The organism is Pseudomonas sp. GW822-FHT07A10 (assembly GCF_058798795.1).
The window spans coordinates 97,216-111,661 of sequence record NZ_JBXAKV010000014.1 but is presented as its reverse complement, the minus strand read 5'-3'; the positions used below and the strand labels follow the sequence as shown (position 1 = coordinate 111,661).

Genomic DNA, 14,446 nt, shown 5'->3' with positions numbered 1-14,446 from the left:
GCGGACTAAGTGTGGGAGCAAACTGTGTGGCGAGGGAGCTTGCTCCCGCTGGACTACGCAGTAGTCCCTTTTTTTGGGGCCGCTTCGCAGCCCAACGGGGGCAAGCCCCCTCACCACAAAGCCCGCTCACACAGGAATTGTGTCGGGCCTGAGCTCCATGCTCAGGCCCCAGTGGCTCAGTTGCTCTTCACCGCATACTCCGGCTTCTTGTCGTTACCCGGAATGAACGGGCTCCACGGTTGGGCGCGGATCGGCCCTTCGGTCTGCCACACCACGTTGAACTGACCGTCGGCCTGAATCTCGCCGATCATCACTGGCTTGTGCAGGTGATGGTTGGTCTTGTCCATGGTCAGGGTGTAGCCGGACGGTGCAGCAAAGGTCTGGCCGGCCAGGGCTTCGCGGACTTTGTCGACGTCGGTGGACTTGGCTTTCTCGGCCGCTTGCGCCCACATATGGATGCCAACGTAAGTGGCTTCCATCGGATCGTTGGTCACCGCTTTGTCGGCGCCCGGCAGGTTGTGTTTCTTGGCGTAGGCTTTCCAGTCATCGACGAACTTCTTGTTCACCGGGTTTTCCACCGACTCAAAGTAGTTCCACGCCGCGAGGTTGCCCACCAGCGGTTTGGTGTCGATGCCGCGCAGTTCTTCTTCACCCACGGAGAACGCCACGACCGGTACGTCGGTGGCTTTCAGGCCCTGGTTGGCCAGCTCTTTATAGAACGGCACGTTGGAGTCGCCGTTGACGGTGGAGATGACCGCCGTCTTGCCACCGGCAGAGAATTTTTTGATGCTGGCCACGATGGTCTGGTAATCGCTGTGGCCGAATGGGGTGTAGACCTCTTCGATGTCTTTGTCCGCCACACCTTTGGAGTGCAGGAACGAGCGCAGGATCTTGTTGGTGGTGCGCGGGTAAACGTAGTCGGTGCCGAGCAGGAAGTAGCGCTTGGCGCTGCCACCTTCTTCGCTCATCAGGTATTCCACTGCCGGAATCGCCTGTTGGTTGGGCGCGGCGCCGGTGTAGAACACGTTCGGCGACATCTCTTCGCCTTCGTATTGCACCGGGTAGAACAGCAGGCCGTTGAGCTCTTCGAACACCGGCAGCACCGATTTACGCGACACCGAGGTCCAGCAACCGAACACCACCGCCACTTTGTCCTGGGTCAGCAACTGCCGGCCCTTTTCGGCGAACAGCGGCCAGTTCGATGCCGGGTCCACGACCACTGGTTCCAGCATCTTGCCGTTCACGCCACCCTTGGCGTTGATTTCGTCGATGGTCATCAACGCCATGTCTTTGAGCGAGGTTTCGGAGATCGCCATGGTCCCGGACAACGAATGCAGAATACCGACCTTGATGGTCTCGGCGGCCTGGACAGTCCAGGTCATGCCCATCGCGGCAATGCTTGCCGTGAGTGTGAAAGCCTTGATCAAACTGCGACGCTTCATTGTGCGATCTCCATGAACGTTAAAGTTTTTTATGGTTGGCAGATGCGGACGACTGAAGGCTGTTTTGCAAGGGCTGTGCCCGGTCGGGGACGGGCAAGGAAATGTCGTATTAGAGCGGTTACGGGGAGTGGGTGGCGCACCATGAAGGGACGGGGCTGGCGCGTTGGTGCGAGAAGATGCGCCACATTGGGGCGAAGAATTGCCCCAATGCCGGTCAGTTAAGGTAAAGGCGCTGTGAATACAAAACCTGTGGCGAGGGGGCTTGCCCCCGTTGGGTCGCGAAGCGGCCCCAAAACCTGCAACTGCGGTGTATCGGGTGCACCGCGTGCAATGGTTTTACGACTGCTTCGCAGCCGAACGGGGGCAAGCCCCCTCGCCACAAAGGCTCGTTCCCAAAGAGTGGGGGGGCTATGCCGGGTCGACGTTATCCAGCGCCCGGTTAACCGCCAGCTCCGCCAGCATGATGCTCTGTTGAATCGCCAGCACCGTGTAGCGCTGTGGGCCGGTCAGGGAGTTAGCGAAATCGCTGGCCAGGACACTCGCCGTGGCTAACGATTCGTAGGCGTGGGCCAGCAGGCTTTCGGTATCCATATTCGGGGCGACGATGAACATGGTGCTGGGGCGGCGGGGTTTTTCGGTGTAGGGCGCCGGGGGATCGAGGTAATAGTCGAGGGCGCGTTTGATGGCTTCGCGATCCTTGAGTAATTCTTCGTTGCGCGAGGCTTCGGCGTTGGTGGTGTTGAAGGGTGGGTCAGGAATTAATTTGTCCATTGAAAAATTTCTCCAGCGTTGGAGCCTCCACTTGCCGCTTCTCACACGGGAAGAGGTGGCAGCTATGTGCGAGGTGAGAAGACCGGTTATGGACACCCGGCCGGACCGAAGTCCGCCCGCACACAGCCGCCATAACGCATTTGCAGGCAGCTAATAAGCTGGCGGCGATTATGCGTGTACAGACACTGGATGACCATAAGTTGCCGGGCTTCTCACACCCGATCGCTGAGTTGTCAGCGACAGCCAAAGACTAGAGAGCCCGCTTCCGACGGACAACCTGAAAGATGCGTGGGAAAGGTCTGCGTTCTGATACATCCGTTAAACATTCAAAAGCGGAACGCGGAGCGTCCCTGGCGGCATTCCCACGCGGAGCGTGGGAATGATCACCCTGTGGGAGCGGTGAGTCAGCGCCGGCGCATCAGGCCGATGAAGAACAGCCCGCCAATCGCGGCGGTGGCGACGCCGATGGGCAAGTCTTCCGGGGCGATCAAGGTTCGTGCGGCCACGTCGACCCAGACCAGGAACAGGCTGCCCAACAACACGCACACCGGCAACAACCGACGATGCTCGGCACCCACCAACCGTCGTGCAATGTGCGGCACCATCAACCCGACAAAACCAATCGAGCCGCTGATGGACACCAACACCCCGGTCATCAATGAGGCAATCAAAAACACCCGCAGCCGCACGGTGCGGGCATTGAGGCCCAGGGTCACGGCGGTCTGTTCACCGGCCATCAACGCATTCAACGGCCGGGCCATGCCCAGCAACAACACCAACCCGAGCAACACACTCGCGGCGGGCACGGCGAGCAATTCCCAACGCGCCAGCCCGAGGCCACCGAGCATCCAGAACATCACCGCCGAACTGGCGCGATGGTCACCGAGAAACAGCAGCAGGTTGGCAATCGCCATCATCACGAACGACACCGCGACACCGCACAGCAGCAGCCGATCACTGTCCAGCCGCCCATGACGGTTGGCGATCACCAGCACGACCAACATGCTCAGCAGCGCGCCGATAAACGCCGCGATGGGCAAGCTCAGCAGGCCGACGATCTCACCGACATGCAGCACCACAATCACCGCGCCGAGGGTCGCGCCGGAGGTCACGCCCAACAAGTGCGGATCAGCCAATGGATTGCGCGTCACCGCTTGCAGCACCGCGCCGATCAACGCCAGGCCGGCGCCCACCAGCGCGCCGAGCAACATGCGCGGCACGCGGATCAGCCAGACGATGTGTTCCTGCCCGGCCGTCCAGCTCTGCTCGCCAAGACCGAAGGCCTTGTGCAGCAGAATTTGCCACACCACCTCCACCGGTACCCGCGCCGGGCCGAAGCCCAGCGATACCACACACGACATCAGCAACAGCACGCCGAGGCCGATCAGCAACAAGGCATAGCGACGGTCGATCATTCGCCGTGGAAACCCTTGGCCAGGGTTTCGACCGCCAGCACGTTGTCGATCCCCGGCGTGGCCTGCACGTAAGGAATGACGATGAAGCGCTGGTTCTTGATCGCGTCCACCGATTGCAGGGCCTGGTTGTTCAGTAAAAACTGCTCCTTCTGTTCAGCGGTGACTTCGCCGTAGTCGACGATCACGATCACCTGCGGATTGCGCTCGACCACGTTCTCCCAGTTGACCCGGGTCCAGCTCGCCTCGACGTCGTCGAGAATGTTGCGCCCGCCGGCCGCGTCAATCAGCGCCTGCGGCATGCCCAGGCGTCCGGAGGTCATGGCCCGGTCTTCACCGCTGTCGTAGAGAAATACCCGAGGCTTGTCCGCTGGCAGATCCTGGCGCACCTCGGCGACTTGCGCCTGCATCTGGGCGATCACAGCGTTGGCGCGGTCTTGCACGTCGAAGATTTTGCCGAGGTTGCGCAGGTCGTTGTAGGTGTCTTCCAGGCTCGCGGGTGGGCGCTTCATCACGAACGCGCAGGACTCGGTGAGTTCGTAGACGTTGATCCCCAGCGGTTGCAGGGTTTGCGGCGTGAGGTCACCACCGACGCGCATGCCGTAATCCCAACCGGCGAAGAAGAAATCGACGTTGGCGTTGAGCAGGGTTTCCACCGACGGGTACTTGGCCGCCAGTTCCGGTAAACCGTCGAGGATGGTCTGCATTTGGGGCGTCACCGATTTCCATCCGGTCACGCCGCTGTAGCCGGCCATCCTGGGTTTGAGACCGAGGGCGAGCATCATCTGGGTCATGTTGATGTCGTGGCTGACCGCGTGTTTCGGCGCTTGCTTGAAGGTCACTTCGCGGTTGCAACTCTGGACAGTCAGCGGGTATTTCGTGGCCTCGGCGAAGGCATGGGCACTGCCCAGCAACAACGCGACGCAAAGCAGGGAACGCAATGTCATGGTTGGGTTATCCAGGTGATTCGTGGGTAGCCGTGCAAGGGATGGTCATCGATCAGAGCGTCGACGCCGAACACGTTGTGCAAAAGGTGTGTGGTCAGGACTTCTTTGGGGGTGCCACTGGCGACGATGCGACCGTGATGGATCACGTAGAGCCGATCGCAGAAGGCCGCCGCCAGATTGAGGTCGTGGATGCTCGCCAGCGTGCCGATCTGCAGGCGTTTGACCAGCTGCAGCAGTTCCAGTTGATAGCGCGGGTCGAGGTGGTTGGTCGGCTCATCGAGGATCAGCAATTGCGGTTGCTGGGCCAGGGCGCGGGCGAGGATCACGCGCTGCTTTTCACCGCCGGACAGGGTGGCGAAGGCGTGGTCTTCGAAGCCCTTGAGGCCGACCGATTCGAGGGCTTGGGTTGCGAGCTTCCGGTCTTCGAGAGTGTCGCCATCGAACAGACCTTTGTGCGGTGTGCGGCCCATGGCGACCACTTCATCGACGGTCAGACCGAAGGCGTCGGGAAATTCCTGCAACACCACCGCGATGCGTTGCGCGCACCAGCGTGAGGATTGCTTCCAGACGTTGTGATGGTCGAGCTTGACCTCGCCACTCTCGGGTTTGCTGAAGCGATAGGCGCACCGCAGCAGGCTGGTCTTGCCGCTGCCGTTAGGGCCGATCAACCCGACGAACTCACCGGCAGCCACGTGCAAGGAGGCGTCACGCAGCTGGAACTGGTGATGGCAGTGGCCGTGGCCCAGGGGTGTCCAGGCGAGGTTGGTGAGGTTCAGCGAGGTCATTTCATTCCTGATGATCGTTCAAGCCAGCACACAGAACTGTGGCGAGGGGGCTTGCCCCCGTTGGGTTGCGCAGCGACCCCAAACCTGACACCGCAGTTTCTCCGGGTTTACTGCGTTGTCGGGTTTTACGACTGCTGCGCAGCCGAACGGGGGCAAGCCCCCTCGCCACGCCAAGGATTCAATGCTGGCCCGCATTGTATTGGCTTTACGCGTACGCGTATCTCGCCTGTTTCATGATGAAGGTGAGGTGGATTCAATTTGCCGGCCCAGGCGTGACAGCAGCCCCCAATCCAATAGCCACACGACAACCAGCGAAGCCCCCACCAACGGAAACATCACCGCCAGGGCGAACATGATGACCATTGCGGTTTTCCATTTCGGCAGGTCGTGACGCAACGGTGGCACACCGAACTTGCCCTGTGGCCGACGCTTCCACCAGATCACCACGCCGCTGACGGCGCTGAGCAAAATCATCAGGCAGATCAGCAGCACGATGATCTGATTGAACGGGCCGAACATCTTGCCTTCGTGCAGCATCACGCCGACTTCCGTGGCGCGGGCGACGTTGCTGTAATGCTGCCAGCGCACGTCGGCGAGGACGTCGCCGGTGTACTGGTCGACGTGCAGGGTGGCATCGTTGCGCGGGTCATCGGCGAACACCGCGATGGTGAACACACCGGTGGCGGTGGTCGGGAAGGTGATGCTGTAGCCGGGCTCGACCTTGCGCTGCACGGCAATGTTTTGCACGTCTTGCAGGCTGATGGTCGGCGCCGCCGGGCCGGCTTGCGTGCTGGCGTGAGCCATGTGTTCGGCGTGGTCGCCGGACATTGGCATCGGCGTGTTCTCCATGGCCCACGGCACGGTCTGGCGTGTGGCGCTGTTGAGGCTACGGGCCTCGACGTCGGATTTGGGCACGTCATTCCACATGGCGACCGGAAAGCGGTCCCAGAGGTCGGCGTATTGCTTGCCCCAGAAGCCGGTCCAGGTCATGCCGCTGAGCAGCATCACCAGCAAAAACGCCGCGCCCCAGAAGCCAGTCACTGCGTGCAGATCACGCCACAGCACGCGGCCGCGACTGTTCAAGCGCGGCCAGAGAATGCCGGCGCGCTGGCCACGCGGCCACCACAAAAATACCCCGGAGACCACCAACACCACACCCCAACCGGCGGCCAGCTCCACCAGCCGATCACCGACGGTGCCGATCATCAACTCGCCGTGAATCGAGCGTGCGAGCGCCTGCAGATTGTTCTTCGCATCCTGCTCGCCGAGGATGTCGCCGTGGTACGGATCGATGAACACGTTCAGTTCATGACCTTCATTGATCACCACAAATTGCGCGCTGCGTTCAGCGTTGACCGGCGGCAGGTATTGTTTGATCCGGGCTTGTGGATACGCCTCTTTCACCCGTTTGAGCAGGTCGTCGGCGGCCACGGTGTGATGACCGGCCGGGATGTTCATCAGGCTGCCGTACATCAATGGATCGAGTTGCGGTTTGAACAGGTAGACGATGCCGGTCAGGGCCAGCATCACCATGAACGGCGCGACGAACAGGCCGGCGTAGAAATGCCAACGCCAGGCCAGGTTGTAGAAATTCGGTTTGGGCTGTTTCACTTCAAGTGCTCCGCTAGGCTTGGATCTTTTGTCATTGTCTGGTGACTGCTGCGCAGTCGTTCGCGGGCAAGCCTCGCTCCTACAGGTTCAGGTTGTTCGCAATAACCACATCCGACACAAACCCTGTAGGAGCGAGGCTCGCCCGCGATGCTCTTAGAAGCTCATGTCGACCTTGGTCCAGAGCGTGCGCCCCGGTTCGTTGATGGCTTGCGGATCATTGGCCGGGAAGCCGAAACCGGCGTTGCCGGCCAGGTTCAGGTGTTCGGCGTAGGCCTTGCCGAACAAGTTGTCGACGCCGCTGCTGACCTTCCAGTTCTTGTTGATCCGGTACGCGCCGTTGAGCGAGAACACGCCGAACCCCGAGCTTTTGTCGAAGTCTTTGCCGACCACGTTGCCCTTGTTCTGGTCGATGCGGTTTTGCGCCGCGACCACCCGCCACAAGGCGCCGGCGCTCCAGTTGTCTTCGCTGTAGGTCAGGCCGAAACGTGCATCCAGCGGTGGCATTTGCGGCAGGGCGCTGCCGTCGCTGCTGTTCTTGCCCCAGGCGTAGGCCAGGGTCGCATCGGCTTTCCAGTTGGTCGTCAGTTTGTAGGCCGCGCCGAGTTCGCCGCCCATGATTCGCGCGTCGATGTTCTCGGCTTGGGAAGTCATGCCCATCATCCCCGGCGTGTAGTTGAACAGGATGTAGTCACGCACCTGCCCGACATAACCCGAGGCCCAGGCTTCGAGGTCGGCGGTCTTGTATTGCAGGCCGAAGTCGAGCTGGGTGGTTTTCTCCGGCTTGATCGCGTCGAACGCATTCACCGAACCGGCAGGGCCGGACTTGGGTGAAAACAGCTCCCAGTAATCCGGGAAACGCTGGGCATGACCGAGGCCCGCATACAGCGTGGTCGGGCTGTCGGCCAGATCATGCTCGTAACGCACGAAACCGCTGGGCAGGGTATCGGCGCGGGTGTCATCGGCGGTCGGGTTGGGGCGGGCCATCATCCCGGAGCCGATGGTCTGCCGATAATCCTTGGCCGAAGCACGGTCCAGTCGTGCGCCGGTGATCAGTCGATCACGGTCGGCGGCGTACCAGGTCAGTTCGCTGAACACGCCGTAGTTGTGGAAGTCGGCGTCCTTGTTGCGGGGCACATCCTTGTAGGTGTCGATGCCCATGGCGCTGCGTTGGCGGTGCTCGTTGGTCTGCGCATCCAGGCCACTGATCAATTGCACATCGGCCCAGCGCCAGGTGGCTTTGATCCGCGCGCCGAGGGTTCGGCGGTCGACGTTGGAAGCCATCGGGCCGGCCATCATCCCGGTGCCGGACGGCGTGCGCAGGGTGTAGTTGTCCATCACATGGTCGGCGTAGTTGTAGTAGACCTGCGCCTCGACCTTATCCAGCACCTCACCGATGTTCGACTGCTCGAAGCGCAGGCCCAGGCTTTCGCGCAAGAACTGTGAACCGTCCATGCCGCGCCCGGCGTAACGGGCTTCGCCGTCGCCCTTGCCGGCAGTCAATTCCAGCAGGGTGTCGGCGTTCGGCGTCCAGCCCAGCGCTACATCACCGTTCCATTTGTCGTAGCGCGAGGGCACGGTGTCGTTGTTGCCGTCCTTGTAGTCATCGGAATGCGCGGTGTTGCCGATCACGCGCACGTAACCCAGCGGCCCGCCAGCGGCGGCGTCCAGCACTTTGTCGAAGCGGCCGTTGGAGCCGGCCAATACGCTGGCATTCACCCGGGTGCCGAGTTCGCCGAAGCTTTCCGGCTCCCGGTCGAACAGGATGGTGCCGGCCGATGCGCCGGGCCCCCAGAGCACGGTTTGCGGGCCTTTGATCACGGTGAGTTTGTCGTAGGTTTCCGGTGAGATGTACGAGGTCGGCGCGTCCATCCGGCCGGGGCAGGCGCCGAGCATCATGCTGCCGTTGGTGAGGATATTCAGGCGCGAGCCGAACATGCCGCGCAGCACCGGGTCGCCATTGGTGCCGCCGTTGCGCACCAGCGCGAAGCCGGGGATGGTCTTCAGATAATCACCACCATCGCTGGCCGGCACCGGTTGGCGCGGGTCCTTGGGGTTGGTGACGACGGTCAGCGGCGAGCTCGGCGCGATGGCGGTGATTACCGTCGGGCTCAGTTCTTCGGTGTGGCCGGCGTGTTCGTCGGCCAGCACCATTGGCGTCAGCAACAAGCCGCAAAGGGCGGCGGTGGCCTGTCTGAAACGAACGCGAGATTGGTTCAGGGCAAAAAAAGCCTGGGCAGCGCCCAAACGTGTGTCAGCAGAAAACCTGGACATGACAATTTCCATCGAACAGTCGTAAACGACACGGCCGGCAGCCTGCGGCTGTCTTCTAAACCGTGTGAGATCAGAGGTGGGTGTTTACGCGACGATGGGCGGGGCGCGGGTGCGGGCGCCGGGGAAGAAGGTTTGCCGGGCGTGGCCCAGGCGGGTGGCGGGTGTGGTGAAGGTGGTGGCGGGCGGGGTGTCGAACGCGGTGAATGAAGCGCCACCGGTGAGCGCCGGGCAATTGAACAGCAGGCTGCAATAGCCGCATTTTTCCCACAGCGCGTGATGCTCGGCTGTCGGCTGGCAGTGTTCGGCAGCCGGTTGTGCGTCGTGGTCGGCGTGCTCCATCGCCGACATGTCCGAGCCCATGTCCATCGACATGTTCATGGACATGCCTATCGCCATGCTCGAAGCAGCCGCGCGCGAATCCATCGGCATCGACTGAGAAATCAGCGGGCCGATAAAGATCATCAGCATGGCGAACAGGCTGATCCAGCTGCCGCGGGTCAGGCTCATTGACTGACGGCGGCGCACGGATGGGCTGGCGCTATGCGGGCGCATAGGCGTTTTCAACGGGGGCGATTACTGGGCGTGCATGTGCGCTTGCATGCTGTCTGGCGCCTTTTTCTGCACCGAGACCTCGACCGTTACATCACCGGACTTCTCGAAGTGCAGGGTCAGCGGGAAGCGTTTGCCGTCGCTCAACAGGTTGCGGTCTCTGAGCTCCAGCAGCATCACGTGGTACGCCATCGGCGCGAAGGTGACTTCGCCGCCAGCCGGGATTTCGACGTCGGGCACTTGCTGCATTTTCATCAGATCGTTTTGCATCACATGTTCGTGCAATTCGGCCTTGCCGGATATCGGCGAGCCGACGCTGAGCAGCCGATCAGCGGTTTTGCCGCTGTTGTGAATCACGAAATATGCCGCGACGGTGGGCGCGTTGGGCGGCAACTCCTGCGACCACGGATGGGCGATCTCAAGTTCGCCAACCTTGTATTCGTGGGCATTGGCAAAACAGGCAGGCAGCAGCAACACAGCCAGGACGATGAGTTTGTTCAACATGGCAGTTCTCCAGAACGATTCAAAACGCAGGTCAATTGCGAGAAGGAATCACACCAGAGGGGACGCGCGGGGGTTGAGGCTGGGCCATTGCTGGCGCGGTGTCGGTGTGTCGAGCGTGGCCGGCGGCACGCTTCGATTGGCCTCGAATCGCGCGTAATACAACTGCGGCGCATGCCCCGGCAACGCCACCAACGGCGCGGAGCCCGAGCAACACCAGCAATGCTGCATGTTGGAATGATCGTCGTTCTGCGGGACTTTCTGCTCGATGTCGCCCAGGGAAATCGCCACCAGCTTCGTGCCGCTGGAAGAGCAGAAGCTACCCCACAGCAACTGTTCGGTCGGCGATTTCGCCGTTTGGGCCATCGCACCGGACATCGGCATGGCGAGCATGTTGAACAGCACTGCAAAGCAGGCGATCCAGGCAAATGCAAGCCGTTGTCGGGACATGAGGGCAGATCCGGTTGAGTGAGCAATCAGGCGCGGCTATTTAGCCTGATCAGGGGCGATAAGTAAAAAGGCCGCGTGCGGTTTGGTGTCGCAGTGCGTCAGTCAACATGTCGAGCAGCCGACGTGCAAGCTCAGCCTCGCCGTTTTGAAAGAGTGTAGCGACTTCGATTCTTAATGCCTGAGCGAATTGAGGGTCGATTTGGATTCTTGCCCGGATTGTGTGTTTGACATCTCTGAGCGCTACACGATTGAAGCTCCCATCGCCCGGGTCTTCCTCTTCGCAGGCCTTGATGTAGTGCCACATATCGGCAGACGTCAGAAGAAACTCAGTGATATCGAAGCGAGTGAATTTTTCAGTCATCCGCCATTTCCCGTTACATGGGTGGGGCTTGAAATATGGGGGTTGGGTTGTGAGCCCACAAGTCAGTCGATTTGGATGATGTTGTGCGTTAGGTCCGATGGATATGTAGGGGATTGCGCATTTTCTGTAGCAGCTGCCGAAGGCTGCGTTCGGCTGCGTAGCGGTCGTGATCCCATGCGCCGCAGTCAACCTGGCAGACCGTGGTGTTTGATTTTACGACTGCTGCGCAGCCGAACGCAGGCTTCGCCAGCTGCTACCAGTTTTGTGTGAGGGCCGTTAAAACCTCAGTCACCGCCCCAAACTCCCGCTCAACCCCCGGCAATACCGGCCGCTTCAACACCAGCACCGGCACTCCACGTTCCCGCGCCACTTCCAGCTTCGGCTCGGTGGCGGTGCTGCCGCTGTTCTTGCTGATCAGCACGTCGATCTGCCGCCGCTCGAACAACGCGCGTTCATCCTCGATCAGAAACGGCCCACGGGCACCGATCACTTCGCAGCGCGCGTTGCCCGGATAAACGTCCAGTGCACGCAACGTCCAGAATTGCTCCGGCGGGATTTCGTGCAGGTGCTGCAATGGCTCGCGACCGAGGGTGAACAGCGGTCGGCGAAAGGGTTTCAGCGCTTCGATCAGCTCGCCCCAGTCGCTGACATCGCGCCAGTCATCTGCGGCTTGTGGCTGCCAGGCCGGACGGCGCAAGGCCCAGCAGGCAATGCCGCTCAACTTCGCGGCGGTGGCGGCGTTGTGGCTGATGCGGGCCGCGTAGGGGTGGGTCGCATCCAGCAGCAGGTCAATGCCTTCATCGCGGATGAACTGCGCCAGACCTTCGGCGCCGCCATAGCCGCCAACGCGGACCTGGCAGTTCAGATCGGTCGGCACACGACCGACACCGGCCAGGCTATAGATGTGCTCCGGCCCCAGGGTTCGGGCGATAGCCAGGGCCTCAGTGACGCCGCCGAGCAACAACACACGCTTCATTGAAAAACTCCCGCATGGCCGACAATCCCGCCCTGGCGATCGATGGCGAACACTTCGACCTGAACCTGCGCCGGCACCACGCTGCGGGCAAAGTCGAGAGCGTGTTGGCACACCGCGTCGCCGAGGGCGATCCCGGCGGCGCTGGCCATGGCCAAGGCTTGTTGACTGGTATTGGCATCGCGGATCGCCTGTTGCAACGCCGCATCGGCACCGACCGCCGCGGCCCATTCGGCCAGTTGCGGCAGGTCGATACTTGAATGCCGACTGTGCAAATCCATGTGCCCGGCCGCCAGTTTGCTGATCTTGCCGAAGCCGCCGCACAGGCTGAGTTTATCCACAGGCACTTTGCGCAGGTGCTTGAGCACCGCGCCGACGAAGTCGCCCATTTCGATCAGGGCGATTTCCGGCAAGTCGTAAACCCGGCGCATGGTGTCTTCGCTGGCGTTGCCAGTGCACGCGGCGATGTGCAGGTAGCCATTGGTTTTGGCGACGTCGATGCCCTGGTGGATCGAGGCGATGTAGGCGGCGCAGGAGAATGGCCGGACGATGCCGCTGGTGCCGAGGATCGACAAGCCGCCGAGAATGCCCAGCCGCGGGTTCATGGTCTTCAGCGCCAGGGCTTCGCCGTCCTCGACGTTTACCGTGACCTCGAAGCCGCCCTGGTAATTCAGTTCCTCGGCGAGCAACGTCAGGTGATCAGTGATCATCTTGCGCGGCACCGGGTTGATCGCCGGCTCACCGACGTTCAGCACCAGCCCGGGCCGGGTGACGGTGCCGACGCCACGGCCGGCGCTGAAGCGGATACCCGATTCGCTGTGCAAGCGCACCTGGGAAAACAGCAGGGCGCCGTGGGTCACGTCGGGGTCGTCGCCAGCGTCCTTGATCGTTCCGGCTTCGGCGCCGTCGTCCGTCAGTCGACAGAATTCCAGGCGCATTTGCACCCGTTTGCCTTTGGGCAGAATGATCTCGACGGCGTCCGCTTCCACGCCGCCGAGCAGCAAGCGGGCGGCTGCGAGGCTGGTGGCGGTGGCGCAGCTGCCGGTGGTCAAGCCGCTGCGCAGCGGGGCGGGTTGTTCGGCGGTTTCGTCACGCATCGAGGGGTTTCGTCACGTCCAGCAAGGTAATCGGCAGCGCCTGACGCCAGGTATCGAACTCGCCCAACGGTTGCGCCTGGGCGACGTGAATGCGGGTCAGCTCACCACCATGCCGTTCACGCCAGGCCATCAAGGTCACTTCGCTTTGCAGTGTCACAGCGTTGGCGATCAACCGGCCGCCGGGTTTGAGTTGCGCCCAGCAGGTATCGAGCACGCCTTCACGAGTGACGCCACCGCCGATGAAAATCGCGTCCGGGCGTTCGAGTCCGCTCAGGGCTTGCGGCGCACTGCCGCGAATCAATTGCAGGCCGGGAACGCCCAAGGCATCGCGGTTGTGTTCAATCAACGCCTGCCGTCCCTCATCCGCTTCGATGGCCAGCGCCCGGCAACTCGGGTGAGCGCGCATCCATTCGATGCCGATCGAGCCGCTGCCGGCGCCGACGTCCCACAGCAGTTCGCCGGGGATCGGGGCGAGGCGCGCAAGGGTGATGGCGCGCACGTCGCGTTTGGTCAGTTGGCCGTCGTGCTGGAAGGCCGAGTCTGGCAGGCCGGCCAGGCGCGACAGGCGCGGTGTGTTGGGTTCAGCGATGCATTCGATGGCGATCAGGTTCAGATCGGCGATCGCCGGGTCGCTCCAGTCGTTGGCAGCGCCCTCGATGCGCCGTTCGGCTTCGCCACCCAGATGTTCCAGCACGGTCAGGCGACTCGGCCCGAAACCGCGCTCACGCAGCAGCGCCGCAATGGCCGCTGGACTCTGGCCGTCGTTGCTCAGCACCAGCAAACGCACACCACTGAACAAATGAGCGTTGAGCGCGGCGACGGGACGGGCGACCACCGACAGCGTCACCACATCCTGCAACGGCCAGCCCAGGCGAGCGGCCGCCAGTGACACGGAAGATGGGGCGGGCAGGATCAGCATTTCTGCGCCGGGCAGTTGCCGCGCCAGACTGGCACCGACGCCAAAGAACATCGGGTCGCCGCTGGCCAGCACGCAAACCGGCTCGCCCCGCAGCGCCAATAGGGGTTCAAGGGAGAATGGACTGGGCCAGAGCTGGCGCTCGCCGCGAATGCACACGGGCAACAAATCCAGTTGCCGTTGGCCGCCGAATATCCGCGAAGCGCCCAGCAGGGCGCGACGGGCGTTCTTGCCCAGCCCCTTGAAGCCGTCTTCACCGATACCTACTACTGTCAGCCAGGGCGACATCTGCAGTCCTCAAAAAATGCCTCAAACGGGGTGTTCCGACGGGCAGGCTTTTCATGCCGTCGGACAAAGCAG

14 protein-coding genes are annotated in these 14,446 nt (G+C 62.1%); all 14 read right to left on the bottom strand.

Features of this window, described 5'->3' with window-relative positions; genetic code table 11:
* Positions 1-176: 176 nt before the first annotated feature.
* Positions 177-1,442, bottom strand: coding sequence for an urea ABC transporter substrate-binding protein (gene urtA, locus AC1RL4_RS22240; RefSeq protein WP_007937152.1), 1,266 nt, complete (start codon positions 1,440-1,442; stop codon positions 177-179).
* 408 nt (positions 1,443-1,850) lie between these two features.
* On the bottom strand, positions 1,851-2,213 hold the full coding sequence (locus AC1RL4_RS22235) for a DUF6124 family protein (protein ID WP_096481278.1): 363 nt from the start codon (positions 2,211-2,213) through the stop codon (positions 1,851-1,853).
* A gap of 404 nt (positions 2,214-2,617) precedes the next feature.
* Complete coding sequence (locus tag AC1RL4_RS22230; protein ID WP_028940144.1) at positions 2,618-3,628, bottom strand: FecCD family ABC transporter permease; 1,011 nt, start codon at positions 3,626-3,628, stop codon at positions 2,618-2,620.
* Entirely contained in the window at positions 3,625-4,572 is a 948-nt protein-coding gene (locus AC1RL4_RS22225) for an ABC transporter substrate-binding protein (protein WP_028940143.1), read from the bottom strand. The genes AC1RL4_RS22230 and AC1RL4_RS22225 overlap by 4 nt, the downstream gene beginning before the upstream one ends.
* Positions 4,569-5,357: an ABC transporter ATP-binding protein gene (locus AC1RL4_RS22220; RefSeq protein WP_019582251.1), complete on the bottom strand. Its 789-nt coding sequence runs from the start codon at positions 5,355-5,357 to the stop codon at positions 4,569-4,571. Before AC1RL4_RS22220 ends, AC1RL4_RS22225 begins: the two co-directional genes overlap by 4 nt.
* Positions 5,358-5,588: 231 nt before the next feature.
* Complete coding sequence (locus AC1RL4_RS22215; protein WP_230174520.1) at positions 5,589-6,968, bottom strand: PepSY-associated TM helix domain-containing protein; 1,380 nt, start codon at positions 6,966-6,968, stop codon at positions 5,589-5,591.
* 153 nt (positions 6,969-7,121) lie between these two features.
* The gene (locus AC1RL4_RS22210; protein WP_096481276.1) at positions 7,122-9,239 is read right to left on the bottom strand and encodes a TonB-dependent copper receptor; all 2,118 of its coding nucleotides are present in this window, start codon (positions 9,237-9,239) and stop codon (positions 7,122-7,124) included.
* An 84-nt stretch (positions 9,240-9,323) separates the two neighbouring features.
* Entirely contained in the window at positions 9,324-9,791 is a 468-nt protein-coding gene (locus AC1RL4_RS22205) for a DUF2946 domain-containing protein (RefSeq protein ID WP_433784989.1), read from the bottom strand.
* A 21-nt stretch (positions 9,792-9,812) separates the two neighbouring features.
* Positions 9,813-10,292, bottom strand: a complete 480-nt coding sequence (locus AC1RL4_RS22200) for a copper chaperone PCu(A)C (RefSeq protein WP_019582255.1) — start codon at positions 10,290-10,292, stop codon at positions 9,813-9,815.
* A gap of 48 nt (positions 10,293-10,340) precedes the next feature.
* Positions 10,341-10,739: a DUF2946 domain-containing protein gene (locus tag AC1RL4_RS22195; protein ID WP_096481270.1), complete on the bottom strand. Its 399-nt coding sequence runs from the start codon at positions 10,737-10,739 to the stop codon at positions 10,341-10,343.
* Between the two features lie 49 nt (positions 10,740-10,788).
* Positions 10,789-11,100 (bottom strand): hypothetical protein, encoded by a 312-nt coding sequence (locus AC1RL4_RS22190; RefSeq protein WP_096481268.1) that lies wholly within the window; start codon positions 11,098-11,100, stop codon positions 10,789-10,791.
* A 253-nt stretch (positions 11,101-11,353) separates the two neighbouring features.
* On the bottom strand, positions 11,354-12,076 hold the full coding sequence (locus tag AC1RL4_RS22185) for a cobalt-precorrin-6A reductase (RefSeq protein WP_096481266.1): 723 nt from the start codon (positions 12,074-12,076) through the stop codon (positions 11,354-11,356).
* Positions 12,073-13,170 (bottom strand): cobalt-precorrin-5B (C(1))-methyltransferase, encoded by a 1,098-nt coding sequence (locus AC1RL4_RS22180; RefSeq protein WP_096481264.1) that lies wholly within the window; start codon positions 13,168-13,170, stop codon positions 12,073-12,075. Before AC1RL4_RS22180 ends, AC1RL4_RS22185 begins: the two co-directional genes overlap by 4 nt.
* A complete protein-coding gene (locus tag AC1RL4_RS22175; protein ID WP_028940134.1) occupies positions 13,163-14,374 on the bottom strand; it encodes a bifunctional cobalt-precorrin-7 (C(5))-methyltransferase/cobalt-precorrin-6B (C(15))-methyltransferase in 1,212 nt (403 codons plus the stop codon). The genes AC1RL4_RS22180 and AC1RL4_RS22175 overlap by 8 nt, the downstream gene beginning before the upstream one ends.
* Between the last annotated feature and the right edge of the window lie 72 nt (positions 14,375-14,446).

What these genes read in the sequence shown, in the direction of transcription:
- AC1RL4_RS22200 (WP_019582255.1), bottom strand. Translation starts at nt 10,292, where the DNA reads ATGTTGAACAAACTCATCGTCCTGGCTGTGTTGCTGCTGCCTGCCTGT.
- AC1RL4_RS22210 (WP_096481276.1), bottom strand. Translation starts at nt 9,239, where the DNA reads ATGTCCAGGTTTTCTGCTGACACACGTTTGGGCGCTGCCCAGGCTTTT.
- AC1RL4_RS22180 (WP_096481264.1), bottom strand. Translation starts at nt 13,170, where the DNA reads ATGCGTGACGAAACCGCCGAACAACCCGCCCCGCTGCGCAGCGGCTTG.
- AC1RL4_RS22220 (WP_019582251.1), bottom strand. Translation starts at nt 5,357, where the DNA reads ATGACCTCGCTGAACCTCACCAACCTCGCCTGGACACCCCTGGGCCAC.
- AC1RL4_RS22225 (WP_028940143.1), bottom strand. Translation starts at nt 4,572, where the DNA reads ATGACATTGCGTTCCCTGCTTTGCGTCGCGTTGTTGCTGGGCAGTGCC.
- AC1RL4_RS22235 (WP_096481278.1), bottom strand. Translation starts at nt 2,213, where the DNA reads ATGGACAAATTAATTCCTGACCCACCCTTCAACACCACCAACGCCGAA.
- AC1RL4_RS22175 (WP_028940134.1), bottom strand. Translation starts at nt 14,374, where the DNA reads ATGTCGCCCTGGCTGACAGTAGTAGGTATCGGTGAAGACGGCTTCAAG.
- AC1RL4_RS22230 (WP_028940144.1), bottom strand. Translation starts at nt 3,628, where the DNA reads ATGATCGACCGTCGCTATGCCTTGTTGCTGATCGGCCTCGGCGTGCTG.
- urtA (WP_007937152.1), bottom strand. Translation starts at nt 1,442, where the DNA reads ATGAAGCGTCGCAGTTTGATCAAGGCTTTCACACTCACGGCAAGCATT.
- AC1RL4_RS22190 (WP_096481268.1), bottom strand. Translation starts at nt 11,100, where the DNA reads ATGACTGAAAAATTCACTCGCTTCGATATCACTGAGTTTCTTCTGACG.
- AC1RL4_RS22185 (WP_096481266.1), bottom strand. Translation starts at nt 12,076, where the DNA reads ATGAAGCGTGTGTTGTTGCTCGGCGGCGTCACTGAGGCCCTGGCTATC.
- AC1RL4_RS22205 (WP_433784989.1), bottom strand. Translation starts at nt 9,791, where the DNA reads ATGCGCCCGCATAGCGCCAGCCCATCCGTGCGCCGCCGTCAGTCAATG.
- AC1RL4_RS22195 (WP_096481270.1), bottom strand. Translation starts at nt 10,739, where the DNA reads ATGTCCCGACAACGGCTTGCATTTGCCTGGATCGCCTGCTTTGCAGTG.